We start from the raw sequence: 25,681 nt of genomic DNA on the forward strand, positions 1-25,681 counted from the left end.
TAGCGACTGATCCGGTCGACCTCACCGCGCGTGAGGGGCTAGCCGCCGTCCAGGGGTTTCAGCCCTGGCTGAAACCCGGGATCGACCCTCACGATCCGGCCAGCCTCGGCGCGAGGCTGTGCGCATGAGCAGCCAAGACATCACGCCATTTCGCATCGACATCCCGCAGTCCGACCTCGACGACCTGACCGACCGGCTCGATCTCACCCGCTGGACCTCGGCGCAGTTACCCGGTTGGGACCGCGGAGTGCCCACAGAGGAGTTAAAGCGGCTCGCCACCTACTGGGCCAACGGGTTCGACTGGCGCGCCCAGGAACAGAAGATCAACGCCTTCCCGCAGTTCCAGACCGAGATCGACGGCACGAACGTCCACTTCCTGCACGTGCGCTCGCCAGAGCCGGACGCGTTCCCGCTGATCCTGACGCACGGCTGGCCTGGCACGTTCGTTGAGTACCTCGGCGTCATCGCGGCACTGACCGACCCTCGCGCGCACGGAGGCGACCCGGCCGACGCCTTCCACCTGGTCATCCCCTCCATCCCCGGCTTCCCGTTCTCCGGCCCGGCGACCGACGCGGGCTGGAACGACACCCGGATCGCCAAGGCATGGGCGGAATTGATGAGCCGCCTTGGATACGAGCGTTACGGCGCCGCTGGAAACGACGCCGGTTCGATGATCACGCCAGTCCTGGCCAGGGTTGCCGCCGAACAGGTCCCGGCCGTGCACGTGACCCAGGTTTTCTCGTTCCCCAGCGGGGATCCCGCCGAGTTCGACGGCTTCGGCCCTGAGGAGTACGGCAGGCTCGGTTTCCTGCAGCGGTTCATGGACGAGCATTCGGGCTTCAACAAGCTCCAGTCCACCAGGCCCGAAACGCTGGCGCACGCGCTCGCGGACTCCCCGGTCGGCCAGCTGGCGTGGGTCATGGACCTGATCCGTGGCTTCGGCGATCACCCGGCCGAGATGGACAAGGCACTGGACGACGACTTCATCCTGACCGTCGCCTCGCTCTACTGGTTCACCAACACCGCAGGTTCCTCCGCGCGGCTGTACTACGAGAACTCTCACCAAGGCGAAGGAGAACCCGCGGCACGCGGCACGGTCCCTACCGGTGTCGCGGTGTTCGCCCACGACTTCAAAGCGATCCGCCCTTTCGCCGAGCGTGACCACAACATCGTGCACTGGTCGGAGTTCGACCGCGGCGGCCACTACTCGGGTGTTGACGCGCCTGACCTGCTGACCGGCGACCTGCGTACCTGCTTCCGCGACTACAGGTGATCATTCATGGCGCTCAATCGACGTAACCTCTTCTCGCTCACCGCGGCTACGGCTGTCCTCGGCGCTCCGGCGGCCGCTGCGGACACCGTGAGCGCGTCCCTGCCGGGTTTCCGCAGTGGATACGCCAACGTCAACGGCATCCGGATGCATTACGTGACCGGCGGCCGCGGCAGACCGCTGGTGCTGGTGCCTGGATGGCCGCAGACCTGGTGGGAGTTCCACAAGATCATGCCCGCGCTCGCGGCGAAGTACCGCGTGATCGCGGTGGATCTGCGTGGCCAAGGCAATTCGGACAAGCCAGCCGGTGGCTACGACAAGAAGACCATGGCACGGGACATCTACGAGCTTGTCCGCGAGCTCGGATACTCCACTGTGGACATCGTCGGGCACGACATCGGCGCGATGGTGGCGTTCAGCTTCGCCGCCAACCACCCCGACGCGACCAGGACCGTCAGCCTGCTGGACGTCTCGCATCCCGACGAGAACCTGTTCCGGATCCCGTTGCTGGCCCCGCCCGGCACGCCCGTGCACGTCTGGTGGTTCGCGTTCAACCAGGTCAGAGGCTTGCCAGAGCAGCTGCTCGCCGGGCGGTTCCGGTACATGGTCGACTGGCTGTTCAACACGATCCTCGTCGACAAGACCTCGGTCAGCGACCGTGACCGGGCGATCTACGCGGCCGCATGGAACCGGCCGGAGGCCATCCGTGCTGGCAACGCCTGGTACCAGGGCTTCTACCAGGACATCGAGGACCAGAAGGGGTACGGCAAGATCACCGCGCCGATGCTCGGACTGGCCGCCGAGTACAACGACACATTGCAGTACTCGTTGCCGGACAAGGGAACCAACGTCAAACTCGGCAAGATCGCCGGTGCCGGGCACTTCCTGCCGGAGGAACAACCGGAAGCGGTCCTCAAGGCCCTCACTGAGTTTCTATAAGGCTTCGACGAGCCCAAGGTCCGGCTGGAACAGTCAGTCTCCTCGTGAGTGGTTACGCGTGTTCTAACCCTGCTAACCACTCACGAGGGCTGACCAGGGCCTGGGCTGATGTCCGAACTCGTCCGGGTCGACCCGCGGACGGGCCTTACTGCGGCCGAACTGGCGGCGGTGCGTGCCTGCCTCGGGTGAGCCACTACCATCCGTGGCATTACGCCATGTGGAGTCGGAAGGGCAGTTCGTTGATGGGCGAGGTTCCTGTCGTTGAGATGAGCAACGGCGTATCCATTCCGCAGGTGGGCTTCGGAATGGCGTTGGTGCACGACAGCGTGGTCGCCGACGTGATCTGCACGGCGATCGAGGCTGGCTACCGCAGTTTCGACACCGCGTCGATCTATGGCAACGAAGAAGCCGTCGGCAAGGCGCTCGTCAGCTCGGGCGTGCCGCGTGACGAGCTGTTCGTGGCCACCAAGCTGTGGAAGAACGCGCAGGGTTACGACGCCGCGCTGCAGGCGTTCGACGAGAGCCTGAAGCGCCTCGGCCTCGAGTACATCGACCTTTTCATGATCCACTGGCCCGCGCCGGCGCGCGGCGACTTCGTGCAGACGTGGAAGGCACTGGAGAAGCTCGCGGTGGACGGCCGGGTGCGCGCGATCGGCGTCTCGAACTTCCAGATCTCGCACCTGCGCAGGCTGAGCGAGGAAACCAGCACGGTCCCCGCGTTCAACCAGATCGAGCTGCACCCGAACCTCGTGCAGGACAACCTGCGTGCGTACCACAGCGAGCACGGAATCGTGACCCAGGCGTGGAGCCCGCTGGCCGGTGGACGGCTCCTGCAGGACCCGGGCATCCGTGGCATGGCCGAGAAGTACGGCAAGTCACCTGCCCAGGTGATCCTGCGCTGGCACCTCGAGCTCGGCAACGTGGTGATCCCGAAGTCGGTCACGCCGTCCCGGATCCGCGAGAACATCGACATCTTCGACTTCGAGCTCGCCGAGGACGACGTGATGAGCCTCTCGGAGATGCACAACGACACCCGAGTCGGCCCGCACCCCGACCACTTCTCCTAACGGTTCGGCGCGACCAGGCCCAGTTCGTAGGCGGCGATCACCAGCTGGGCCCGGTCACGCGCGGCAAGCTTGCTCAACAGACGGCTGACGTGCGTCTTGACCGTTTTGACCGAGATGGTCAGTGCCGTGGCGATCTCGTCGTTGGACAGTCCGCGGCCGATGACCGTCAGGATCTCCGCTTCGCGTTGGGTCAGACCGTCGGGTTGTGGTGGCTGATGCCGTGGCGTGGCCAGGTAGTGCTCGACCAACCGCGTGAGAATGGCTGGCGCGAATAGGGACTCGCCTGCGTGCGTACGTCTGACCATGGTGAGAAGATCGTCCGGGTTGGTGTCCTTGAGCAGGAACCCGCTCGCGCCTGCTCGCAGTGCGCCGTAAACGTATTCGTCCAGCTCGAACATCGTCAGCACGAGGACTCGGGTGTCGCTGAGTTCCTCGCTGATCTGGCGCGTGGTCACGATGCCGTCCTGGCCGGGCATGCGGATGTCCATCAGCACGACGTCCGGGCGCAGTTGCCGCGCCAGTGTGAGGGCTTCGGTTCCGTCCGCAGCTTCGCCAACGACTGTCATGTCGGGCGCGGCGTTGATGATGATCGCGAGGCTGTGCCGGAGCAGGTGCTGGTCGTCGACGAGCAGAACGTCGATCACAGGACCTCTCCGTCGGGTAGGTGTGCGGTGACGCGAAACCCGTTGCCTGCCTGGCCAGTTCGCAGATCACCGCCGAGTGCGTCCACTCTTTCACGAAGGCCGTCGAGGCCATGTCCGGCGCCACGGGTTGGCTGCCATGGCGTTTTCGGCCCGTCGTCCTCGGCTGTCACGATGATCGTTTGATCGTCGCGCCGCAGGTCGATCCGGAGCTCGGTGGGACCTGCGTACCGCGAGGTGTTCGCGATGGCCTCACGCACGATCGCACAGACCGTCGCCTGAACACCGGGGGAAACGTCGCCGAGCGCGCCGATGCTCAGTTGCGCGGCCAGGCCAGTCGAACGCGCGGCTTCGACGAGGCCAGGGATGTCCGCGAGGCTCTGCACTGGACGTAGTGGGGCTTCGTCGGCGTCGCGTATCACGGTCAGCATGCGCCGCAGTTCGGAGATCGCGTGCTTGCTCGCGTGCACGATGTCTTCCAGTGCCTGATCGCGCTCGGATTCCCTGCGGTCGCCTTGAATGCGTTGTGCGGCCGTGGCTCGGAGCGTGATCATGCCGAGTCCATGGGAGACGATGTCGTGCAGCTCCCTGGCGATCCTGAGGCGTTCGTGGTGCGTGGCCTCGGCAGCGGCCCATGCGGTGAGGCGTGCTTCGTATTCACGTCTTTGGAGGCGTGCGCGCACGATCGTCCATATGGCCACACTGATCGCGGTTACGACGATGACGATCGGCACGATCGTGGCGCCCGGTCCGTCGGCGCCGACAGCCAACAATGCGATGGCCAGCAGACCGAGAACTGGTCCGAGTACGGGCCATACGCGTGATCTCCACACCGGACGGGTCGTCATGGTGCTCAACTCTATGCGTCACGCAGACGGAACAACGCGGTGGCGATCCCGACTGCCGCGGCGGCGCCGATTGCGTAGATGACGGTGTCTGGTGGCGCCGCGTACAGGAATGGGCTCAGTATGAAGTAGTAGCCCAGCAAGCCTGCGATCGCGGGGATTGTCCGCCGGAGCACGGATGCGACCGAGGCGGCGATCAGCGTGGTGAGTACTAAGTGGACGGCGGTTTCGCTTGCTCTGCCGACAAGTACGGCGGTGGGTGCCGCGACCGACAGCAGGACGACCATTTTGGACAGATAGATCGGGATTCGCCGGGGTGTCACGGCGAGTGTCGTGTAGATCTGCCTGCCTTGGTACTCCGAAGTTATCGCCACGACGCCGAGAACGATGAAGCCTGCTTGTGCGAAGACGACTGGCGCGTCGCCAGTGTCGGCGAACGAGAGAACGCCCGCGATCCCCAGCGCGCCAAGGATCGCCGGTAGCTTCAGTTTCAGGAATTCCGCCTTGATCACGCGTCCCTCCTGGTAAACGCCACGAACCCGGCGAGCAGCACCGCCGCGACCCACCCGCACATCACCAGGCCGCCGGTAAGCGGGGACAGCCGGATGGGCACGTCCATCTTGCCGACGAACATCTGCACCCCGGCCACGTCAGGCAAATAGACGGCCAGTGGCGTGAGCTTTGTCAGCAGGAAGGACACACTCACCAGCCCGGAGTTCACGATCAGCACTGTCAGCGGGATGATTCCGTTGCGCGCCAGCATGGTGATGCCGAACGCGAGCAGGGAGGTGAGCACCCAGTACACGATGATCGCCAGAACCCTTGGCACATCCATTTCGATGCGCGCGCTCAGAAATGTCAGCAGCGTCGCCGCCGTGGCCAGCCCGGCCGTCAGGACCGCCAGTGCCACGATTTTCGCGGCCAGCAAACGGATCCGGGACGGCACGACGATCAGGCTCGTCGTGACCTGACGGCCGTGCTCCTCGCCTTCGGTGAAGTATTCACTGCTCGCCAGCACGACGCCGAGCACGATCGCGCCGAACGTACCGAAGGCCAGTTCCTGATATCCGATGTCCGGGGACTGCTTGCCCGAGTTGAGGATCGCGATGCCGGTCGGCACGATCAGCCCTACCGCGATCGCGACCCATACCGCGGGCAGCGACCGTGCCTTGGCCAGCTCGCCGCGTAGCGCGTTCATCGCTTGATCAGCGCGAAAAACGCGTCCTCCAGGGTGTGATGGGTTCCGGTGATCTCGGCGAGCGTGCCGTGGGCCATCACTCGGCCGCGGTTGATGACGACCACGTCATCCACAGCCATCACTTCCATCAGATGACTGGACAGCAGCACCGTTTTGCCCGCGGCGGCGAAGTCCTTGAGAAACGTGCGGATCCAGCGGATGCCTTCGGGATCGAGACCGTTGATGGGCTCGTCGAGCACCAGGGCCTTCGGATCGCCCAACAACGCGGCGGCGATGCCAAGGCGCCTGCTCATCCCCAGCGAGTAACGGCCGACGCGTTTCCCCGCCGCTTCGGTCAGTCCGACCATGTCAAGGACTTCGTCGACTCGGCTTCGCGAAATGCCTGCCGCTGCGGCGATCCACCTCAGGTGCGCCCGGCCGGTGCGTGACCGATGCGCTCCTGAACCGTCCAGCATCGCGCCGATTTTCCTGACGGGATTTTTGAGCTGGGCGTAGGGAACCCCGTCCACCAAAGCCCGGCCGGACGTCGGATGGTCAAGGCCGAGCAGGATCCGCAGGGTCGAGGACTTGCCCGCGCCGTTCGGCCCGAGGAAACCGGTGACTCGTCCAGGGCGGGCTTCGAAGCTGACGTCGTCGAGGACGTGCCGCTTGGTGACGTGGTCGATCGTGAGCATGCGGTTGAGTCAATCCGGATCGAGGCGGCGGCACATCGGCTCGTGGCCCGATCTTGCCGGGACCGTGGTCCGTCAGACCTGGGTCTTACGGGCCGCTCGGGTTGCCCGTTTCGTCACACCGTTGTCAGTGTCGCGCGGGCATGTGCTTTGGTGATCATGTTGGGGAATGGGAGGAGACCACATGAGGCGCTGGACGACGCTGGCTGGACTGATCGCGCTCGTGGCCGGGACCTTTGTGCCGACCGCGCAGGCGGCGCCCGCGTGCCCGTCGGTTGGCGGGAACTATGCGGGGTCCGGGCCGTTCGCGGTGACGCAGGCGTCCAATGGGGCAGGAACGACGATCTTCCGGCCGACCAATTTGGGCAGCCTCGGCTGCGGCACCCACCCGGTGCTGCTGTGGGGCAACGGCGCAGCGGCGACACCCGCGAACTACGCCCCACTGCTGACCCACTTCGCGTCACACGGATTCATCGTGGCGGCGTATGAAGGCAAGTCGGAGGATCCAAAGTTCCTGCTGGCGGGGCTGGATTGGCTGACGCAGCAGAACAGCACCGCAGGCAGCCCGTTCGCGGGCAAGGTCGACCTGGCGCGCGTCGGCGCGACCGGGCACTCACTCGGCGGCGGCCAAGCGGTCGGAGCTGGCGCGGATCCCCGCGTGGACACAGTCGCACCGTTCTTGGGCGGGCCTTTCAACGACCCTGCCAAGTTGCGCGGTCCCGCGTTCTTCACTGCCGGTGAGCTCGACCCGATCGTGTGGTCGTCGGTGGTGAAGGGCGAGTACCAGAAGGCAAGCCAGGTGCCCGCGATCTTCGCCGAACTGCGTGGCAAAGGCCATTTCCTCGACGGTGACGCAGGCGGTCTGCGCGGACCGATCACCGCATGGTTCCGCTACCACCTGATGGGTGACACGCAGGCACGCGGTTTGTTCTTCGGCCCGAACTGCGGCTACTGCGGACCATCGGAGTGGACGAAGTTCGAGCGCAACGCGAAGGCAGCAGCGCTCTAGAGCCTTGGGAATCGGGTTCTAGTTACTTCTTTCCTAGGACACCGCCGTAGCTTTGGTAGAGGTGCAAAGGAGCCTCAGCTGCGGCGGTGTCCATGTGGTGCATGGCTTGGTGCCTGCGGGCGAACCCAGGCAACCAGCTCAGGTTCCTGGTTTTCAGTGAGCCGCTCGATGGCTGAAATAATCAAGAGGCCGTTCGAGTGAACGCTGCGGCCTCATTTTCGGCCGAATGCCAATAGCTTTGCCACTATGGATCCCAACTCGCCTCAGCAGTCACATCTATCCCATCTATCCCACCTGTTACAGGATGGGATGCCGTCAAGGTCACCTTCACGGCGTTCAACGCACCAAATCAGGCCCTCGCGCTCCGGCCATCTCTGATTCTTGGCGCCGCCTCTTTGTCCAGGTGGATCTCTTGTGATGTCACGGTTGGAAAATTGCTTCCGCTAAGCAAGCAAGAAATTGCGGTCTTCTGGTCCGAATCCGGCGCAACCGGGTACGTGCATCGCTACGCTCGGCATCCGATCCTCACCGACTGGAGGAAAATTTCATGCTGCTGCGGGGGTTCGGAGCGTGGTTTCTGGCCGGCGTCCTGCTGGCCACAACGTCTGGGTGTGGGCTTATGGGGGATTCGGACAGCCCAACACCGCCAGCCGGTGGCCAGTTGGAACGTAAGGTGATCAAGGTCGGCACGCTTGGCCTCGTCGACTCCGCACCACTCCATCTGGCCATGGAGAACGGTCACTTCGCTGCCGAGGGCCTCGAAGTGCAGCTCACGACCGGGGCCAAGGGGTCGGCCAATGTGGACAACGTGCTCGGTGGCGAGCTCGACTTCGGGTTGACCAGTTATCCGCCCGCGCTCATGCCCCAGGTCAAGGGGGTCGCCAATATCAAGATCGTCGCGGACGCCGTGCAGACCACCGAGAACCTGATTCTCTGTGTTGTCAAGAAGAACAGCCCGATCACCAAGCCTGCCGACCTCGTCGACAAGAAGATCGCCGTCTCGTCCAAGCGCGGTATTTCCGAGTTGACGCTCAACTCCCAGCTCAAGATGATGTCCGTTGACCATCGGAAGATCGAGTACATCTCGATGGAGATCGCCTCAATGCCGTCCGCTTTGGACAGAGGTGATGTCGCGGCCGCGGTCATCGCCGAGCCGCATTTGACCGCGGCCACCAAGGCCGGTCTGGTCAAGCTGATGGATCCGTTCTCCGGGCCCACCGCTGACTTCCCGTGGTCGGGGTGGATCGCCAAGAAGGAGTTCACCGACGCCAACCCGAACGTTGTCGCCGCCTTCAAACGCGCGCTCAACAAAGGCGTCGCGGAGACCGGTAGCCGGGACAAGGTCGGTCAGGTGCTGATGAAGCACGTCAAGATCGAACCGGACACGTACCAACTCATGACCATGCCCGTCTTCCCGACGAGCGTCGATCCCAAGCGCCTGCAACGCGTCGCCGACCTCATGCTCGAGCAAGGCGAGATCGACAAGCCCATCGACATGCGCTCGATGATGCTCAACTAGTGGTTGATCGTGACCACTAGTACTGCCAGTTCAGGCCGCTGCCGCCGTATTGCTCGATCGGGATCGCCTCGGTCCCCGGCGGCAGCCGGTCGATGTACAGCTTGCCGTGCAGGTGATCGATCTCGTGTGCGACCAACCGGGCCACACCTCTCTCGAAGATCGTGATCCGGCGCGCGCCGGACAGTTCCTGGTGTTCCACGTGCAGTACCAACGGCCGGGGTACGAGGCCGCGCACATCGAAGAACGACAGGCAACCTTCGTACTGCTCGTCGAACTCTTCGCCGTTTTCGATGATCCTCGGGTTCAGCAACATGATCACGTCGTCGGTTCCCGGTGGGAAGACGATCGCTGCCGCCCGGTCGATGCCGATCTGGTTCGCCGCGAAGCCCATGCCTTTGCCGAACGTGTGCGCTGCCGACACCCGTTTGGCCGCGGAGACCAGTTCTGCTATCACTCGTTTGGCGTCTTCGGCTTCTTCGGGTAAGTGGAAGGGTTTCGCCGGTCTGTGCAGGATCGGGTCGTCGGATTGCACGACTCCCAACGATCTCATCACCTGGCTCGGTTTCTCCTCCGGCTCGGCCGGTCGGGTCGACTGCTTGCGCCGGAAGTGCCACTCCAGCCGGTATCGAGCGTGCAAGGGCGGCTCTTCCGTCGTCCACGAGAAAATCCGGCGGTTTCCCGATCTCTGCTCGTTGATCGCGGTCCGGAACGGCATCGACTCCGCGGTCATCGACGTGTGCAGGCCCCAGACCGCTGGGTCGAGGTGTTCGGGAAAGTCAAGGCGTACAGACAAAAGCGACGTTGGCAGCCGGACGGCGCGCTGGAACCAGTTGCCCCACTTGTCATCCCGGACCGTGTATGTGTACTCGATCCAGGTACTCTGCCCTGGATACAAGGGAAAATGGCCGCTGTCGTTGGCGAACTGCAGCCACACTTCCTTGAACGCGTCCCGGTCGTGCTGTGCCACCCAGCGCATCGTCTCCGAGCGGTCCTCGCCGCACCAGGCCTGCAGATCGAGTTCTTCCCACGTGAGCGGGCGGTCCCGGTAGAGCTGGTTCGACAGGTCCGGATCGCCGGGAAACCGGTCAACCGAAATCCGGATCATGTAGCGGGTGATCGGATCCGTGCCGTAGTTGACCAGCTTTCGCCGCATGACCGCGCGATAGTTCCTGCCGTCGTAACGAAGTTCGGCGTCGTCATGTTCGACGAAAAGACTGCGGGTTGACGGTTCCGGGGCGCGCTCGATTGGAGTAGCGCGCACCACGACTGGGCGAAGGGCTTCGTACTCACGCCATGCACGGCGTAACGCACCACCGGCGTTCAGCGCGTCGTCCGCCGCTTTGGCGAACTCACGCGACGGGCGTTCGTGCCCGCTCTCCACTTTCGATACGTACGAACGGCTGTAGCCCATGGCAACAGCCACAGCGGTACGCGACATGCCGCGCACCTCCCGCCATCGCCGCAGTTCACCGACGAAGACGTCTTGGTGCGCAGGCGAGTCTTCGTCCTGGGTCGCCATGCTGCCTCCCACACCGGCTGACCGTGAGTACGCGTGAGCGCGCCGTGAGTAGCTCTCAGTCTTCCATGACATACCCCGTCGCTGGTGTCCTCGTATTCCAGATGTAGCACAGAAGGGGCTGAAACAGTGCGAAACACATCGACGACGACGGCGGTGACCGCGCAGACCACGAGTCCCGCGCAGCCGCGCAGCAGGGGACTTGTCATGAGCAAGCGCGCGCGCAGTGCTCGGCGCCTCGCCAGCCTGCTGACCACCAAGTCGGGCACTTACGTCCGGGTTTACTACGACCGGCAGATCCGCAGGTATCGGGTTGTATGGACAAACGGCCCCGATGCGGCACAGATGTTCACGTTCGCTGTTCAGGCAGCCGGGGATGTGTCTGAACTGGACGTGGCGACGTTGCTGTGGGACCGGGGGACAACGAACAACAACCACAAGTAAATAGCCAGACCCGTCGACCGGACGACGTTTCGCGGCTGGACGCCTGTGTCCAAGAAGCTGATGCCGCACCCCTCCCGACGCGTTGCCCGGTAGACGTGCCGTTCCGGTGGCCAGCCGACAGCCCCCGTGCTGGTCACCGGACGGCATCCAAAGTTCGTCGTCAAACGGGATATCTGATCAGTGTGCGCATCTTGTCAGGGGCATCCGTGCGCGGCCTGGTCAGGTAGATCTCGTGGTGCTTTCCAGTGAGCTGACGGCCCTCCTGCCGCACGAAATCCATCAGCCTGGCAATCGTGGGTGGTTCGGCGCTGTACGGGCCCTTGTGCAGGATCTGAGCGCACGTTCCCTCGGTGAACTCCTCGAACCGCACCCCTTCGACTGGCCTCTTGCGGGCCGCCTTGGCCATCGCCGAAGCGACGATCTCGGCCGTGGCCCGCGCCGGTTGCAAGATCATCATGGTCCATTGCCAGGCATCCCGGTCACCGGCCGCGAAGACTGCCGGATCGGGTGACCACCATTGCCCCTGAAGAGGGAACACCGAGTACTCCACTTGGGTTTTCAACGCGGCACGAACCGAATAGGCGACCGCGTACAACCTCGACACCGCATTGCTGTATTCGGGTGAATCCGGCGCGCCCTTACCGTCGACCATCAAGTACGGCAACGACGGCACGTCGATGAGTGCCGGTTCTTGCTTGCCGGAGAACAGATGTTTGTACTCATTCATGCGAATGCTCCAACGGGATGATGATCCGGGTGACCGGATTCTCAGGACCGGCGAGATAGGCCTCACGAGCCAGCCCGGACGGCCGGTGACCGCGTTCGTAGATCCACGCGAACAGGCCCTGGTAAGCCAAAGTGACGTCCTCGTACGGTCCAACGTGCGTGGTCATCGCGACCAGACCGGCTGGCAGCCGTTCGACATCACCGCCGGGTTCCTCGGTTTCCACGCCAACCGCGATCGCGATCCGCGTCGCGTCGATGTCCAACGGGAACAAGCCCCACCGCGGCCCGGCCAGGTTTCCCAGACCTGCCATGCACTTCCCGACCGCGAGACCGATTTCCTCTGGCGCGCAGACGGTTCGGTGCACGACCAAACGGCGTGCTGGTTCGTTGGCGAGCGTGACTTCCTGAGTAGCAAGCCTTCCGACAGCAACCGAGTCAACGCTCGCGCGGTACGTGTGCGCTGCTCGATCTCCGCCTCGACCCGGCTCAGATGCGTGCCGAGCACTTGTGCGTCCTGCAACGCGGCCGGAATCTCAGCCAGCGGAACGTCCAACCTGCGCAGCAACGCGATCGCCAGCGCGCGGCGCGCCTGTGCGGTGGAGTAGTAGCGATAGCCGGTTGCCGCGTCGACTTCGGCAGGGACGAGCAGGCCGAGCTGGTCGTAGTGGCGCAGCTGTTTGGCGCTGAGCCGGCAAATCCTGGCGAACTCGCCAATCGGCAGCAGGTGATCGGTCACACGTGCATCCTGATCCTTGCCACAGTGTCAAGGTCAACACAGTGGGAAGGTCAAATTCGTGGCTAACCTGGACGGGTGAACGGGTACCGCTTTGTCGCGATCGGGGACAGCTTCACCGAAGGGATCGGCGACCCTGGCCCGGACGGCACGTTCCGCGGCTGGGCGGACCGATTCGCCGAAATGCTGGCCGAACGCCGCGGCCCGATCAGTTACGCGAACCTGGCCGTGCGTGGCCTGACCGCACGCCAGGTCGTGCAGACCCAACTCGACGCCGCGGTGGCGCTGGAGCCCGAGCTGGTTACGGCGGTCGCGGGAATGAACGACCTGATCAGGCCGAAGCTGAACTTCCGCGAGTTCGTGGCCGACCAGGAGAAGATGATCAGCACCCTGGGCGCGACCGGCGCGCAGGTGATCACCGCGACCCTGCCAACCCCAGGCCAGGGCACGCCACTGCCGACGCCGTTACGCCGTGCGTTGGTCAAGCGGCTGAACCTGAGCAACGCCTTTGTCCGGCGAATTGCGGCCAAGCACGGCGCGCTGTGCCTCGACCTAGCCGCGATGCTGCCGCCCGGAACCGGCGGCTGGAGCGAAGACCGCCTGCACCCAGGGCCAGACGGGCACCGCGCGACGGCGCAGGCATGCATGGGCCTGCTCGACGGGGAACCGCCGCGCAGACTGGCCGTGACCGAAATCGTCGAGGTCGATCCCGGCGAGCCGACCTGGCGGGAACAGTTGCAGTGGACCAGGCAGTTCCTGGTGCCGTGGGTGAAACGGCGGCTGCGTGGCGAATCGAGCGCGATCGGGCTGGTCCCGAAGCGTTCGGGTTACGGGACAATATCGAGTTAGCCGTCGTTGGACAGCAGTTGACCCAGGGCGCCGTCTACGCCACGCGCATCGGGAAGGACGGACACTGTGCCGCCGGTGGTGCGGGCGAGGTCGGTCAGTTCACCGCGGTTGAGCTCAGGACCGATGGACAGGAAGCTGATCGGGAGCTTGCGTTGGGTGGTGTTCTTGCCCCGCAAGCGATCCTTCACTTGCGCGAACGACAACCCGCCATCGTTGGGCCCGTCGGTGATCACGACGACCCGATTGCGTTTGCCCACGGTGTACGAGCTCAGCGCGCTCTGGTAAACCGCGTCGAGGCTCGTGTACAGATGTGTGCCCGTGGCTGGTTGGAGGGCGTCGATACCGGCGTGCACCGCGGGTCGGTTCGTTGCGATTGGGCTTGTTGGCGTGAGCTGTTTGTACGGCTGGTCTGCCTCCAGTCGGCGGGAGAACTCCCAGATGCCAAGGGCGCCGCTGGCCATCCGGTCCGCCATCCCGTGCAGGGCTTGTTTCACCCAGTCGATGCGGGTCTTGCCCTCGTTGGTGAGCATCGAACGGGAGACGTCGACAAGGACCGTGATCACCTGACCGCCCTCGGCGGCGTTGGTCCATGTTGCTGAGATTTGTTGCGTGGTGGTGGCGTCAGCTGGGATGAGGCTGGTTGTTGCGCTGTCCCAACGGATTCCGGGGGAGTTCTGCGGGTATGCGGCGCCGCCTGCGGCCCGCAGGCCGATGTGGTTGAAGGACTGCTGTTGCGGGGTTTCCTTCAGGAAGTCACGGAACTTCAGCGCCGCACGGACCTTCGACTCATCGCCCGACAGCGCCACGAACGGGAAGTCCGCGGCCGGGGACGGGCCACGGGCCGCGACCTCGTACAACGGTTTGCCGACCGGCCTGCCGTCCAGGCCGAGGTTCCGGCGGTACAAATCGACCTCGGCCACCGGAACCGCGCTGTAGGAAGCGCTTTTACCGAGTTCGACCAAGGCGTCGACGGTCGTGCGAGGCACGTTGGCCGGACGCGCCGCCGCCAACTGGGCCAGATTCTGTTGCACCTCAGGCAAAGCCAGGGTTTCGACAGCCACCGGCCCTGATCGTTGCGGGCTGACCCCAGCGATCACGCATTGCAGCGCGAGAACGCTGGCGGTGTTGGCCGCGGGATCCGGCATCGCGACGGTGAACTTGCCCCATTCCGGCTTGCCGTAGCGGGCCCAGCCGTCTGAAGCGCTGGTCAACCCGGCCAGATCCGCGTAGGTGAACGAGTCGTGGTCTTCGAGCGGTTTGACGGCCTCGAACCCCACCGCCAGCACAATCGGGCTTGTGGCAACGGATTCAGCCGCTGAGCCGATCGCCGAGCCCTCCGCCGCGGACAGCCGGTTCACCCAGTACGACGACTCCGGCAGCCACGCGTGCGGCTTGTCACCCACGGTCCAGCCGCTGGTCAGGCCATCGAAAACCTGGCTGGATTCGTGCGCGACGACCTCGACTCGGACGCAGTGATCGGCGATCACGGTTTTCTGGACGTTCCAGCGCTTGGCCGCTTCCTCGACCGCCGACGCGGCGCTCGGAGTGACCGCGACCCGCAGCACCGAGTCGCCTTCCGGGCAGGATTTGGACACCACGGCCGCTCGTTGGTCGATCTGGTCGTTGATCCACGTCCAGCCGAGCCAGGCCAACGCGAGAACGGCTACGACACCAACAGTCGCGACGGGCCATTTGATTGCGCTACGCACGTCTTCCCCCGTGCGGTGCCAACCCATGCACACTCCGCCTTCGTGTCTGTCCGTAACCGGCAGGCCTTACTCAAGCGCGATCAACGCTAACAAAGCGCGGCGATGGGTCAAGTTCGCTCACTCTGCGTATACGTTACGTAACTGAAATTGACCTAATCGTTATCTGCACGATCAAGCAACTGAGTGCACAGCGCGATCAACTGGCTACGCAGCGGAGCGGCCCGGGTGGCGAATTCGGCCTGAAGGCGGGCGTAGGTCGCGCGTCCGGCGGGCGTCTCGATGGGCACAGGGGAGTAACCGAGTTCGCGAAGGTCGTACGGGCTCGCGCGCATATCGAGTTCACGCACGTCAGAGGCCAGTTCGAAGCACTCGGCGATCAGCTCGGACGGAGTGAACGGCGCCAGTTTGTAGCACCACTTGAACAAGTCCATGTTCGCGTGCAGGCAGCCTGGCTGTTCCAGGTCGATCTGCGTGACCCTCGCGGGCTGGAGCGTGTTGAGCGGCCGGGCCTCGGGCGTGAAGAACCGGAACGCGTCGAAATGCCCGCACTTGATCGGCAGCGACTCGACGACCGTGTCGGTCCCGGCTGAGCCGAGGCGCAGCGGCCACGACTCGTGCCGGATCTCCGACGAGCGGTAGACCATGGCCCATTCATGCAGGCCGAAGCAGCCGAGGCGCGGCGCACGGGACTCGGTCGCGGCAAGAAGCGATCGCACGAAAGCCACCGATTCCCGGCGCTGCGGAGTCAGCAGATCCCGCGACACCAGCACACCCTGCGGCGTCTGGACGTACCCGGTCCAGGCGAGGAACTCGCTGGCGTCCCCGGCCAGCGCCACATCCGGACCGGGATGCCAGCGCAGCAGCCGGGTCGGCCGGTAGGAGTAGTAGCTGAACAGGAAGTCCAGCACCGGGTGCTTCTGCCCCAGCGCCTTGCGCTCCTGGTGTGGCTCGACCCATTTGCGCATGCGTGAGACGTACGCCTCCCGCCGGGCGCGCCACTCCTGCTCGGCCAACACGATCACACCGGTCATTATTCGCCGATGTGCGTGCTGTCCCGAACAGTGCCGACGTACTCCTCGACCAAGTCCTCCAGCGCGACCACACCCAGCACCGTGCCATCGGCCGCGACAGCTTTGGCCAGGTGGCTCTGGACCCGCCGCAACGCCGCCAAGGCTTCGTCGAGCCGGGCATCCGCCGGGAGCTGGGGCAAGCCGCGCACCCGCGCCCACGGCAGGGGGGTGTCGGCGTCGCCCGCGAGGTCCAGCACGTCCTTGACGTGCACGAACCCGTTCAACCGGCCGTCGGACAACCGGACAGGGAACCGCGAGAAGCCGGTCGACGCGACCGCCGCCTCGATATCGCCGATCTTCGGCGGATATGGCACGGTCGTGAGCTGGTCCAACGGCACGAGCACGTCGGCGACGGTCCGTTCCGTGGACGACAGCGTCTGCGTGAGCCTGCGGTGCTCAAGGTCGTCGAGCAGGCCTTCCCGCCGCGAGTCGGCGATCAGGCTGGCCAGCTCCTCCGGTGTGTACGAAGTCTCCAGCTCGTCCTTCGGCTCCACCTTCAGCAGCCGCAGGATGCCGTTGGCCATCAGGTTCAGCAAGCTGATCACCGGCCTGATCAGCCGCACCCACGCGACCAGGAACGGTGTCAGCCATACGGCCGTGCGCTCCGGCGCCGCGATGGCGATGTTCTTGGTGACCATCTCGCCGAGCAGCACGTGCAGGATCGACACGATGAGCAGGGCGATCGCGAACGCGATGCCGTGCATCACCGCCGGGTGCACGCCGAGCGGTTCGAGGACCATCTCCAGGTAGTGCGCCACGGCCGGTTCACCCAGGGCACCGAGCGCGATCGTGCACAGCGTGATGCCGAACTGGGCACCAGCCATCATCAGCGACGTCTTCTCGGCGGCCCGCATGACGATCCGCGCGCGGTCGACGCCACGGTCGGCCATCGCCTCAAGGCGGTCACGACGGGCGCTGACCAGCGCGAACTCCGCGCCGACGAAGAACGCGTTCAACCCGAGCAGCAGCAGCGACACCAGGATCGCGGGAATTCCGGTCATCGCGCACCTGCCTCAGCAGGCGTTTCCTGGTCGGCCATGCGCGTGACGCGCAGCTCGGCGACCCTGTGCCGGTCCATCCGCATCACGGTGATCCGCCAGCCGTCCACGATCACTTCGTCGTTGACCTCGGGAATCCGGCCGAGCCGGGACAGCACCAGGCCAGCGAGGGTTTCGTACTCGCCCTGCGGCATCCGGAAGCCGGTCGCCTCGGCCAGCTCGTCGTCACGCAGCAGTCCGGAGACCATCCAGCTGTCCTTGCCGAGCGGCCGGACCGGGCTGACCTCGCCACGGTCGTGCTCGTCGCGCACATCGCCGACGATCTCCTCGACCAGGTCTTCCAGCGTCACGATGCCCGCGGTGCCGCCGTACTCGTCGACGACGATCGCCAGCTGCAGCCCGCCGACGCGCAGCCGGTCGAGCAGCGTGTCGCCGTCGAGGCTCTCCGGCACGGTCGGGACCGGGCGAGCGAGCTTGGCCATCTCGGTGCTCGCGCGCAGTTCCTGTGGCACGCCGAAGACCTGCTTGACGTGCACGACGCCGACGATCTCGTCGAGGTCGCCCTTGTGCACGGGAAACCGGGAGAACCCGGTGGCCCTGGCGAGTTCGACCAGCTCAGGCACGGTCGAGTCGCACCGCAGCGCGGCGACCTGCACCCGGGGTGTCATCAGTTCATCGGCCGTGCGGTCGCCGAATCGCAGGGAACGGTCAAGCAGCTTGGCTGTGCCCTGGTCGAGCGTGCCGTGTTCGGCGCTCGATCGCACGAGCGATCCAAGCTCCTGTGGCGAGCGTGCTGAGGCCAGTTCGTCCGCTGGTTCAACGCCGAGCCTGCGGACCAGCCAGTTCGCCGACCGGTTCAGGCCGTTGATCAGCCAGCTCAGCGCCTTGGAGAAGCCCATCTGGAAGCCGGAGACCGCTCGTGCGGTCGCCAACGGCTTCGAGATCGCCACGTTCTTGGGCACGAGCTCGCCGAACAGCATCGAGATGAAGTTCGCCAGCAGCAGCGCGATCGCCAGGGCGAACCCGGACGCGGCGCCGTCGGGCAGGCCGATCAGGCGCATCAGCGGCACGAGCCACTCGCCGATGATCGGCTCGGCCAGATAACCGGTGGTCAGCGTGGTGATCGTGATGCCGACCTGCGCGCCGGAGAGCTGGAAGGACAACGTGCGATGAGCTTTGGCGACGTTCTGGGACTTCTTGTCCTTCTGGCGGCCCGCGTGGCTGTCGACCTGGCTACGGTCGAGCGCGGTCAGCGAGAACTCGGCCGCGACGAAAATAGCGGTTCCGAGGGTCAGAAGGACGACGGCGATGACGCCGAGCACGTCGAGCAATGGTCCGGTCACCGTGCAACTCCGGTGTCCGGGCGAATATGGCAGCCGGGAGAATCGCCCGGCTGGCTACTGCCACCGGGCGACTTGGCGTCGCACACCTTACTGACTCACTCCTTGCAAGGTCCAAAGAAGACCTGACAATCATACCGAGCCTCAGGGATGCCGACCGACCAATCCAAGCAGGCGGCCGGGTGCCCCGGCATCGGCGGAGACCGCAACGGGGGGTGCGAAGATGCCGGTTCCCTGCCAGCGCCACACCTGTGGCTGGAAAACCTTGAGCAGCGCGTCAGCCAGTTCCTCGTGCAATGGCGAGGTCTCGCCGATGCCCTTGGCCAGATCCCAGCCGTGAACCGCCAGGTCAAGGGTCATCTGCCAGCCGAACTCGGCGGCGGGCACGAGCCCGTAGCTCAGATGCACCTCTTGATCGAGCGCCCCGGGCCGCAACCACGCCTCCCGCGCCTCGGCCGACGCGGTCGCCCACGCGCCGACGGGGTCGGTGCCGAGCAGGTCGCCGTCGTAGGCCTCGCCGACCTCGTCCAGGTCGGCGCCACCGAGCAGCTCAGGCACCCAGAGCTGCTCAGCGACCAAGTGGTTGAGCAGGTCACGCACGCTCCAGCCGGGGTTGGGCGTCGGCCTGGCCCAGTCGGCCGGGCCGATCGCCTTGACCAGCCAGTCGAACCCGCTCAACGCACTGCCATGAGCGTCCAGCAGTTCCATACGATCAAGTGGACCACTGGTCGCGGCTCCGTGCAGCAGAAAAACGCAGTTACATGGACCACGGTGGCTGCAAGCTGTTGCCCTCCACAATCGCCTGCATACCGGCTGTAGTCGACACGGTCAGTGACGCGGGTTCGGTGGGTGACGCATTACCGAGGGTGAAGTCGGTGTGCGCCGGGACGATGATCGCGTCGCCTGGGTCGGCTTGGAAGGTCTCGCCGCCGATGGATCCGGTCATCTGGCCGGTTGTGACGATGAAGACGACTTCCCTGTCGTGCTGGTGTGGCGTGCTTGAGGCTCCGGGAGCTGCGGAAATGCTCCAGACGGCGAGTTCTTTACTGCCACGAGACGGCACGGCTAACGGGTGGAATTCGTAGCCCTCGACCTCGAAGTGCGGGGCTTCGGCGCGCGTGGCGACGGTCATGTGCGGACTCCTCGGAGATGGTCAACTTGGTTGACCGGATGGTAGCCATGGATTGACGTGGTAGGCAACTAGGTTGACTATGTGGAGGTGGTGGAGAAGAAAAAGGCGGCGGGGAGTGAGGCTTCGGCAGGCGATCCCGGTTCTGGGCGGATACCGGGTCCGGGCCGCGAACCCGGCGAGGTCGCCCTGCTGTTCGCCATGGTTTATCGCGCCATGACCGACCACATGCACGATCTTCTCCACGACCATGGCCGCGAACCACTGCGCCCCGCGCACGGCTACGTCTTCCGCTACCTGCAGAGCAAAGGCCCGGTGACCATCGTGGAACTGGCTGCCCAATTGGACGTCACCAAACAGGCAGCCTCGAAAACCGTGGCCGAACTGGTCGACTGGGGATACATCGAGCGCCATGTGCACCCGACCGACGGCCGAGCCCAAGTCCTCGCGCTGACCCAGCGCGGAAAGGACTACGTCCGGCTGGCAGACCGGCTCTGGGGCGAGGTCGAAGACCACTGGGCCGGGTTGATCGGCGACGAAAGGCTTGCCGCCGTCCGCGATGACCTGCAGGCCTACTTGGACTCCCGGTACGGCGACGACCGGGTGAAACTCCGTCCCGTCTGGTGACACCCCCTCGTGAGTGGTTAGTCCAGTTAGAACCCGTCTAACCACTCACGAGTCCTGACCAGCTCGGCCTGTCGTGCTTTAGTACTACACGGCTCGGCTCCTTCGCATGACTCGCCCGGATGTCCGCGCGTCCTAACGTTTTCTGGCATGGGGCGGATCTTCGCGGTGCTGGCGGCGGTCATCGCCGTTCTCATGGTGGCAACGCCACAAGCCGGTGCGCACGGGGTCAGCGACACCGCTGATTTCCATCTGGCGCAAAGCTTTGCGGGCAACGAGCTGACCTTGGTCGTACGCAGGACAGCGACCGTGCCCGGACCGCTGAACATCGACTTCATCGCGCACGACCCCGTGCACAAGACGTCCATCGAGGTTGGCCTTGTCGGCAAACCGGCCACGGCCAAGGTGGACTTGACCAGCACAGGAACCCATCCCGCACGCCTTGAGGTGGACCGGACGGGCCGCTGGGAGCTGACGCTGAAAGCCGCGAGCGGCGAGCAGGCACGGATTCCGTTCCAGGTCATGATGTCGAAGTTCACGGTCTGGGAACCGGTGGCGTACGGTGGTTTGGCCGCGACCGGACTGTTCATGGCGGTCGCGCTGATCACGGCAGTGTTCGCGAAGAGACGGTTCGTTGTCGTGATGCCTGCGGCGGCAGGGGTTGTGGCATTGACCGTCGCGGTCACCGCGGCACTGCTGTCGGCGGCGATCCCGCCTGCGCAGGCCGAGGGTGCGATCCCGGTTGACCCGACGGGCGGGCGGCCGTACGTCAACTCAAGTGTGACCACCGACCGGGATCCCGTTACTGGCAAGGAATTCCGGTTGCAGATGAAGATCACCGACGGCAACACCGGACGTCCGGCTGATGATCTCATCGCGCATCACGACGCGCTCGCGCATGTGGTCGTGTCGAGTGTGGACGGACAGTATTTCCGGCACCTGCACGCGGTCCGGGCGGCACCGGGGGAGCTGGGGGTTCTCCTGGTGGTCGACCGGCCGGGCCGCTATCTCGTGCACGCCGAGTTCGAACGCGTCAACTCCGGATCGCAGCTGGTCACCGGGTCCTTCGAGGCGACAGGCGACAAAATTGCCTCAGACACAACGAAAGAAACAAGACAAGCCATCGTCGGCCGGACGCACACGATTGAGATGGACCTCGGCGGCCGGGCGGACCTGCAGCCATGGCTTGGCATGGCCGGACATTTGGTGCTGCGCGACGAGGACGGCGACTTCTTCGGGCACGTGCACGAGATGGGTCCGATGCGTCAGAAAGCCGACGAAACAGTGGCGTCGCTGCCGCCGCATCTCCGGTTCACCTTCACCTTTCCGGAACCTGGGAGGTATTTCGGATGGATTCAGTATCAACGGAACTTCGCGGTGACGACCGTGCCCCTGGTCGTCGACGTCCGGGCACGGTGATCGTCCTCATCGGACTTGTGGTCGTCGGGGTCGCGGTGTTCGCGTTGTGGCCGCGTTCGCAGACCGGCACGACAACCGCGTCGGGGGACAGTGAAACGTATCGGATCGAGCTGACCACGAGCCCGCGCACCGGCCCGATCACAACGAAGCTGCAGGTCACTCGGCATGACAACGGTCCGGTCGGGATCACCGAGATCGTGATCGACTCGGTGATGCCCGCGATGGGCCACTCGATGCCGCAAGTGGTTGCCACGAAACAGAACGACCGGTTCGAAGCGCATGGCGAACTGTTCACCATGGGCGGCCTGTGGGACATCTCGCTACGACTGGCCGACGAGACGGTCACCGTGCAGATCCCGGTAACGGAGAGGTGAGGGGATGAAGGCGGAACGAATAGGCGCGTGGATGCTGATGGTCGGCGCGTCGATCGCGATCTTCGGGTTGACGTGGGACATCCAATGGCACACGGACGTCGGCCCGGACACGTTCTTCACCGCGCCACACCTGGTGATGTACATCGGCAGCGCCACAACCGGGCTCACGTGCCTCGCGGTCGTGCTGTACCGGACATTCCGGCGTCCTGACCCAGATGTCCGCACGGTCAAGGTACTCGGCACGTTCCGTGCGCCGATCCCTTTCCTGATCACAGGGTTGGCCGCGGCGGCGGAGTTGATGTACGGCCTGACGGATCTGTGGTGGCACACGGTTTACGGCTTCGACGCAACGCCGACCTCGCCGCCGCACGTGGCGATGTCGTTGTGCTTCCTGATCGAGGCGGTCGGCGGGGTCATGGCGTTCGCTTCACTGCGGGAATCCCGGTCCGGTCGGGTTGGGTTGGCGGCGTACGTCGGACTTTCGGTCTACGGCCAGATCTTCCTGCTCCTGTCGACTCCACCCTTGCCACTGGTGGCCGCGTTGCCGTTCGCGGTGTCGCTGCTGTGCGTGCTCGGGTTGATTCTGGTCGCGGCGGTCACGCGTTCGCCGGGCCTGGTGATGGTGACTGGTTTGTCTTATGCCGCGATCCAAGGGATCACGTGGGTGCTCAACCCGCCAATCACCAGGGCATACGCGGACTCGCTTGGTTTGCCGTTCCGTGACTACGTCGACGGCACGCCTGTTTATGCGGCGTTCTCACCGTTCGTGATGTTGCCCGTCGCGCTGCTCGTCGCAGGCGCTTTGGCTGTGGGCAAGCGATTCGGCTCGGTCAAGGGCGCGGTGATGGGTTCGGGAGCGATTGGTGCGGCGCTCGTGGCGTTCGGGCATCTGCTCCAGCTCGATGCCATGGATGTCGCGACCATCGTGGCCGCAACGGTTTTCGGCGCCGTCGTCGCGTTGGCCGCGTGGCGGATGAGCGCCCCACTTCGGAATCTGGCGGAGGTCTGACGATGCGAGCGTTCATTCTGGCGCTGACGGTGATGTTCCTCGCGGCTGCCCCGGCTTACGCCGCGCCACCGCCGGTTGAGGTCGTACACACGGAGAACGTGCAGGTAGGGCCGTATTCGGTGAAGGCGTCGTTCAGCGAATGGCCGTTGCGCGCCGAGCGGTCGCTTGACTTCACTTTCCTGCCAGACGGCGACCTGACCGGGCACGAAGGCACGTTGCGCCTGGTCGGGCCGAGCGAGTCCGGGCCGGAGGAGCGACTGGCCAGGCATCCAAGGGCCCGCGACGAATGGGGTATGGACATCCGGGCACTGCCTGAGGAAGGCCTGTGGAAACTGGAATTCGCCTTGGACGGGCCGAAAGGCCCTGGCACAGGCGTTCTCGCGGTTCCTGTCGGACCACGCCCCGGACCACCCGCCGGACTTGTCAACGGCACGTGAATCCTGGTTCTGGCACGGTTTCCGTGATTTGGCCCGTCAGGTCAGTCGGCGAGTAGGACGCGTTTGCGGAGCAGGTCGGGTTTGGCGCGGCCGAACATCTGACGTTTGAGCATCTTCAGGCGGTTCACATGGCCTTCGACGATCCCGCTGTTCCACGGCAGGGTGAGCCCAGCGGTGACCGCGTCCAGATCACGGCGCAAACCGCGGACGAACGAGTGAAGTGCTGGCTGGTCGTCGGCGTCGACGGCGGTCATCCACGCCTCCAACTCGTGACCGCGTCGGTCACACATCATGGCGGCGAAGGAGCGAACGTGGTTGGCCAATGCGGCCAGGTGGGAACTGGCCGCGAGAACAGCGTCCAGCTTCTGCTGGGCAGTCCCGTCCATGGTCGGCGGATCGGTCATGATCCAGCCGACGACACGACGGACTGAGGGCGGCTTGCGCGGCGGCTGGGGAGCACACGAGGTCGTGCGGAACTGGCTTAAGTATTGGCGCACCAGGGTTTGGCCGCCGCGATAGCCGCGTACGGTGATCTCAGCGAACAGGGCGGTGGCGTTGGTGCAGCCCTCGTTCCAGCGCTGGTGCAGGTACGGAGCGAACGGCTCAAGGACGCTGGTCCGACGCCCAGTTCCATTGCGGGTCAACAACTCTTCGACGCCCTCGGCCCGCGCGAAGCGGCGGACGGTGCCGCGCGAGAGACCAAGCCGCCGGCAGATTTCCCTGATCGCAGTGCCGTCAGCTAAGAGCGCATGCACGGCCGCGTGCCGTTCGCGCTCGAACAGCCCACCGATCCGACCGGACTGCCGAGGCAACCGGTGCCGCGGGAGGCGGGTCCCCGGCTGGGTCAGGTTGCCCGTCACTGTCGGCCTGGCCTTCCGTGCTGCTGCTGGTGACGACGGTCACGGCGGCGGTCAAGCAGTCCTGGTGTCTGGCCACGGAGCGCTCGACGGCCTCGGCCAGGTTGTTCCAGATGTGCCACCGATCGGCGACCTGGATGGCGTCTGGTGCGCCGTCGCGAGCGCCATCGGCGTAGGCGCTGGCTCGGTCTCGGCAGACGATCTGCACGCCGGGATGGGCGCGCAGCCACTCGGCCAGTGTCTGGGCGGTGCGGTCGGTGAGCAGGTCGACCGGGCGGTGCGACTCGATGTCGACCAGGAGCGTGCCGTAGTGGTGACCTCGACGCAGGGCGAAGTCGTCCACGCCGAGCACTCTCGGTGTGGATCGGTCAGGGTCGGGAAGGCCACGAAGGATCCGAAGCAGCGTCATCCGGCTGACCGATGCCGCCAAGTGCCGAGTCAGCCGGGCGCCGGCACGGCCACCGAGCGCTAACGCGACCGCGGCCAGCGCCCGCTGCAAGATCGGAGTCCGGCGGGCGTGGCGGGATGCCAGCTCGGGTACCTGTTCGGCGAACGTCTTCTTGGTGCACTCGGCGTTGTCGCAGAACAACCGTCGTACTTGCAGCCGGATCAGCACTTCCTGACCTGCGGTGGCGGTGTCGGACAGATGGCGGTTGTAGCGGCTGTGCACTCTGCTCGAGGCAGTCCCGCAGCCAGGGCACGGCGCTGGCGTCTGGTTGGTGCGTGCCTCGATGCGCACCGCTGGCCCCGTCGTCCGCACCGCTTCGATCTGCACCTGGCTCAGGTGCGGCCAGAGAACCCGAACCACATCAAGATCAACGCACGTCACCCATGATCAACCACCAGGCGGCTGGCGCGAGGGCCGGGCCCATCACGGAAACCGTGCCAGAACCAGTTTTCACGTGCCGTCGACAGGACTCAGCTGGACGATCGGGCTCGGTCCGTTGATCATCGCCGCGATCATCGGGCTGGTTGTCTGGATCCGCGGTCGTGGCCAACGCCGAATGGATACCTGGACCTGGTAACACCCGGGCGTGTCCACCATTCCGACACACCGAAACGCACGTTCCGACACATCGTGTCCACCGTTCCGGAACGGTGTGTCCACCACTCCAGCACACCGTGTCGACCATTCCGACACAGTGAAATCTCCCCGCGGACACTACTTCGGGGTAGCTCTCCGAGTCGTCGGTGATCGTCAGGCGCTCGCGCGCACTGGCATTGTCGAACTCGGTGTGCTGGAACGTGTATTTCATGGTGTCGCAATGGTGGACACGGTGTGTTGGAA

General features: G+C 65.1%; 30 protein-coding genes and 1 pseudogene. 13 read left to right on the forward strand and 18 right to left on the reverse strand.

From position 1 onward, the window contains the following. The first annotated feature begins 124 nt into the window (after positions 1-124). The 3 genes from LWC34_RS56150 to LWC34_RS56160 all read left to right on the forward strand — a co-directional run bounded on the left by LWC34_RS56150 (position 125) and on the right by LWC34_RS56160 (position 3,276). Entirely contained in the window at positions 125-1,273 is a 1,149-nt protein-coding gene (locus tag LWC34_RS56150; RefSeq protein ID WP_233735107.1) for an epoxide hydrolase family protein, read from the forward strand. Between the two features lie 6 nt (positions 1,274-1,279). Continuing rightward, positions 1,280-2,209, forward strand: a complete 930-nt coding sequence (locus LWC34_RS56155; RefSeq protein ID WP_233735109.1) for an alpha/beta fold hydrolase — start codon at positions 1,280-1,282, stop codon at positions 2,207-2,209. Between the two features lie 242 nt (positions 2,210-2,451). Then, entirely contained in the window at positions 2,452-3,276 is an 825-nt protein-coding gene (locus LWC34_RS56160; protein WP_233735243.1) for an aldo/keto reductase, read from the forward strand. Here LWC34_RS56160 and LWC34_RS56165 read toward each other — a convergent pair. The 5 genes from LWC34_RS56165 to LWC34_RS56185 are packed head-to-tail and all read right to left on the reverse strand — an operon-like array spanning position 3,273 to position 6,634. Continuing rightward, a complete protein-coding gene (locus LWC34_RS56165) occupies positions 3,273-3,920 on the reverse strand; it encodes a response regulator (RefSeq protein WP_233735111.1) in 648 nt (215 codons plus the stop codon). The two genes, LWC34_RS56160 and LWC34_RS56165, sit on opposite strands and share 4 nt — an antisense overlap. After that, a complete protein-coding gene (locus LWC34_RS56170; RefSeq protein ID WP_233735113.1) occupies positions 3,917-4,765 on the reverse strand; it encodes a sensor histidine kinase in 849 nt (282 codons plus the stop codon). Before LWC34_RS56170 ends, LWC34_RS56165 begins: the two co-directional genes overlap by 4 nt. Positions 4,766-4,776: 11 nt before the next feature. Then, positions 4,777-5,274: a P-loop NTPase family protein gene (locus LWC34_RS56175; protein WP_233735115.1), complete on the reverse strand. Its 498-nt coding sequence runs from the start codon at positions 5,272-5,274 to the stop codon at positions 4,777-4,779. Beyond that, positions 5,271-5,960, reverse strand: a complete 690-nt coding sequence (locus tag LWC34_RS56180; protein WP_233735117.1) for an ABC transporter permease — start codon at positions 5,958-5,960, stop codon at positions 5,271-5,273. Before LWC34_RS56180 ends, LWC34_RS56175 begins: the two co-directional genes overlap by 4 nt. Beyond that, entirely contained in the window at positions 5,957-6,634 is a 678-nt protein-coding gene (locus tag LWC34_RS56185) for an ABC transporter ATP-binding protein (RefSeq protein ID WP_233735119.1), read from the reverse strand. Before LWC34_RS56185 ends, LWC34_RS56180 begins: the two co-directional genes overlap by 4 nt. A 181-nt stretch (positions 6,635-6,815) precedes the next feature. On the opposite strand from LWC34_RS56185, the gene LWC34_RS56190 reads away from it, so the two are divergent. Both LWC34_RS56190 and LWC34_RS56195 read left to right on the forward strand, forming a co-directional pair. Continuing rightward, positions 6,816-7,640, forward strand: coding sequence for a poly(ethylene terephthalate) hydrolase family protein (locus LWC34_RS56190; protein WP_233735121.1), 825 nt, complete (start codon positions 6,816-6,818; stop codon positions 7,638-7,640). Between the two features lie 547 nt (positions 7,641-8,187). Further along, positions 8,188-9,159, forward strand: coding sequence for an ABC transporter substrate-binding protein (locus tag LWC34_RS56195; protein ID WP_233735123.1), 972 nt, complete (start codon positions 8,188-8,190; stop codon positions 9,157-9,159). A gap of 16 nt (positions 9,160-9,175) precedes the next feature. Here LWC34_RS56195 and LWC34_RS56200 read toward each other — a convergent pair whose 3' ends face one another. Then, a complete protein-coding gene (locus LWC34_RS56200) occupies positions 9,176-10,678 on the reverse strand; it encodes a peptide deformylase (RefSeq protein WP_233735125.1) in 1,503 nt (500 codons plus the stop codon). Positions 10,679-10,804: 126 nt separating this feature from the next. Between LWC34_RS56200 and LWC34_RS56205 the strand changes: the two genes are divergently transcribed. Continuing rightward, positions 10,805-11,119 (forward strand): hypothetical protein, encoded by a 315-nt coding sequence (locus LWC34_RS56205; protein WP_233735127.1) that lies wholly within the window; start codon positions 10,805-10,807, stop codon positions 11,117-11,119. 160 nt (positions 11,120-11,279) lie between these two features. Here the strand turns inward: LWC34_RS56205 and LWC34_RS56210 are convergent, their stop codons facing one another. From LWC34_RS56210 to LWC34_RS56220, 3 genes are read right to left on the reverse strand one after another with little or no spacing between them, the layout of a single operon-like run. Beyond that, positions 11,280-11,846: a GyrI-like domain-containing protein gene (locus tag LWC34_RS56210; RefSeq protein WP_233735129.1), complete on the reverse strand. Its 567-nt coding sequence runs from the start codon at positions 11,844-11,846 to the stop codon at positions 11,280-11,282. Further along, complete coding sequence (locus tag LWC34_RS56215; RefSeq protein ID WP_233735131.1) at positions 11,839-12,069, reverse strand: GyrI-like domain-containing protein; 231 nt, start codon at positions 12,067-12,069, stop codon at positions 11,839-11,841. The genes LWC34_RS56210 and LWC34_RS56215 overlap by 8 nt, the downstream gene beginning before the upstream one ends. Then, positions 12,009-12,581: a MerR family transcriptional regulator gene (locus tag LWC34_RS56220; RefSeq protein ID WP_233735133.1), complete on the reverse strand. Its 573-nt coding sequence runs from the start codon at positions 12,579-12,581 to the stop codon at positions 12,009-12,011. Before LWC34_RS56220 ends, LWC34_RS56215 begins: the two co-directional genes overlap by 61 nt. A gap of 75 nt (positions 12,582-12,656) precedes the next feature. Between LWC34_RS56220 and LWC34_RS56225 the strand changes: the two genes are divergently transcribed. Next, entirely contained in the window at positions 12,657-13,427 is a 771-nt protein-coding gene (locus LWC34_RS56225; protein ID WP_233735135.1) for an SGNH/GDSL hydrolase family protein, read from the forward strand. Here the strand turns inward: LWC34_RS56225 and LWC34_RS56230 are convergent. The 6 genes from LWC34_RS56230 to LWC34_RS56255 form a co-directional block, all read right to left on the reverse strand. Continuing rightward, positions 13,424-15,136, reverse strand: coding sequence for a VWA domain-containing protein (locus LWC34_RS56230; RefSeq protein WP_233735137.1), 1,713 nt, complete (start codon positions 15,134-15,136; stop codon positions 13,424-13,426). The two genes, LWC34_RS56225 and LWC34_RS56230, sit on opposite strands and share 4 nt — an antisense overlap. Before the next feature lie 152 nt (positions 15,137-15,288). Further along, the gene (locus LWC34_RS56235) at positions 15,289-16,167 is read right to left on the reverse strand and encodes a 3-methyladenine DNA glycosylase (RefSeq protein ID WP_233735139.1); all 879 of its coding nucleotides are present in this window, start codon (positions 16,165-16,167) and stop codon (positions 15,289-15,291) included. Further along, the gene (locus LWC34_RS56240; RefSeq protein WP_233735141.1) at positions 16,167-17,207 is read right to left on the reverse strand and encodes a hemolysin family protein; all 1,041 of its coding nucleotides are present in this window, start codon (positions 17,205-17,207) and stop codon (positions 16,167-16,169) included. The genes LWC34_RS56235 and LWC34_RS56240 overlap by 1 nt, the downstream gene beginning before the upstream one ends. Next, positions 17,204-18,547: a hemolysin family protein gene (locus tag LWC34_RS56245; RefSeq protein WP_233735143.1), complete on the reverse strand. Its 1,344-nt coding sequence runs from the start codon at positions 18,545-18,547 to the stop codon at positions 17,204-17,206. The genes LWC34_RS56240 and LWC34_RS56245 overlap by 4 nt, the downstream gene beginning before the upstream one ends. Before the next feature lie 141 nt (positions 18,548-18,688). Beyond that, a complete protein-coding gene (locus LWC34_RS56250; protein ID WP_233735145.1) occupies positions 18,689-19,252 on the reverse strand; it encodes a TIGR03086 family metal-binding protein in 564 nt (187 codons plus the stop codon). 49 nt (positions 19,253-19,301) lie between these two features. Beyond that, the gene (locus tag LWC34_RS56255) at positions 19,302-19,676 is read right to left on the reverse strand and encodes a cupin domain-containing protein (protein ID WP_233735147.1); all 375 of its coding nucleotides are present in this window, start codon (positions 19,674-19,676) and stop codon (positions 19,302-19,304) included. A gap of 87 nt (positions 19,677-19,763) precedes the next feature. Here LWC34_RS56255 and LWC34_RS56260 point away from each other — a divergent pair, with 87 nt between their 5' ends. The 5 genes from LWC34_RS56260 to LWC34_RS56280 all read left to right on the forward strand — a co-directional run bounded on the left by LWC34_RS56260 (position 19,764) and on the right by LWC34_RS56280 (position 23,536). After that, positions 19,764-20,300 (forward strand): MarR family winged helix-turn-helix transcriptional regulator, encoded by a 537-nt coding sequence (locus LWC34_RS56260; RefSeq protein ID WP_233735149.1) that lies wholly within the window; start codon positions 19,764-19,766, stop codon positions 20,298-20,300. Positions 20,301-20,447: 147 nt separating this feature from the next. Continuing rightward, positions 20,448-21,716, forward strand: a complete 1,269-nt coding sequence (locus LWC34_RS56265) for a DUF8832 domain-containing protein (protein ID WP_233735151.1) — start codon at positions 20,448-20,450, stop codon at positions 21,714-21,716. Further along, positions 21,713-22,090, forward strand: a complete 378-nt coding sequence (locus tag LWC34_RS56270; protein ID WP_233735153.1) for a FixH family protein — start codon at positions 21,713-21,715, stop codon at positions 22,088-22,090. Before LWC34_RS56265 ends, LWC34_RS56270 begins: the two co-directional genes overlap by 4 nt. Positions 22,091-22,094: 4 nt before the next feature. Continuing rightward, on the forward strand, positions 22,095-23,099 hold the full coding sequence (locus LWC34_RS56275; RefSeq protein ID WP_233735155.1) for a hypothetical protein: 1,005 nt from the start codon (positions 22,095-22,097) through the stop codon (positions 23,097-23,099). A 2-nt stretch (positions 23,100-23,101) separates the two neighbouring features. After that, positions 23,102-23,536 (forward strand): hypothetical protein, encoded by a 435-nt coding sequence (locus LWC34_RS56280; protein WP_233735157.1) that lies wholly within the window; start codon positions 23,102-23,104, stop codon positions 23,534-23,536. A 41-nt stretch (positions 23,537-23,577) separates the two neighbouring features. Here LWC34_RS56280 and LWC34_RS59265 read toward each other — a convergent pair whose 3' ends face one another. The 3 genes and pseudogenes from LWC34_RS59265 to LWC34_RS56290 all read right to left on the reverse strand — a co-directional run bounded on the left by LWC34_RS59265 (position 23,578) and on the right by LWC34_RS56290 (position 25,222). Next, positions 23,578-23,940 (reverse strand): transposase, encoded by a 363-nt coding sequence (locus LWC34_RS59265; RefSeq protein ID WP_372496530.1) that lies wholly within the window; start codon positions 23,938-23,940, stop codon positions 23,578-23,580. A 267-nt stretch (positions 23,941-24,207) separates the two neighbouring features. Further along, a pseudogene (locus LWC34_RS59270) lies at positions 24,208-24,291 on the reverse strand (helix-turn-helix domain-containing protein); the annotation flags it as partial. Next, the gene (locus LWC34_RS56290; RefSeq protein WP_233727881.1) at positions 24,272-25,222 is read right to left on the reverse strand and encodes an ISL3 family transposase; all 951 of its coding nucleotides are present in this window, start codon (positions 25,220-25,222) and stop codon (positions 24,272-24,274) included. The pseudogene LWC34_RS59270 and the gene LWC34_RS56290, both read right to left, overlap by 20 nt. 73 nt (positions 25,223-25,295) lie before the next feature. On the opposite strand from LWC34_RS56290, the gene LWC34_RS57835 reads away from it, so the two are divergent. Beyond that, positions 25,296-25,418, forward strand: a complete 123-nt coding sequence (locus LWC34_RS57835) for a hypothetical protein (protein WP_284052016.1) — start codon at positions 25,296-25,298, stop codon at positions 25,416-25,418. Positions 25,419-25,681: the final 263 nt, after the last annotated feature.

It is taken from the genome of Kibdelosporangium philippinense (assembly GCF_021390435.2).
Lineage (GTDB): Bacteria > Actinomycetota > Actinomycetes > Mycobacteriales > Pseudonocardiaceae > Kibdelosporangium > Kibdelosporangium philippinense.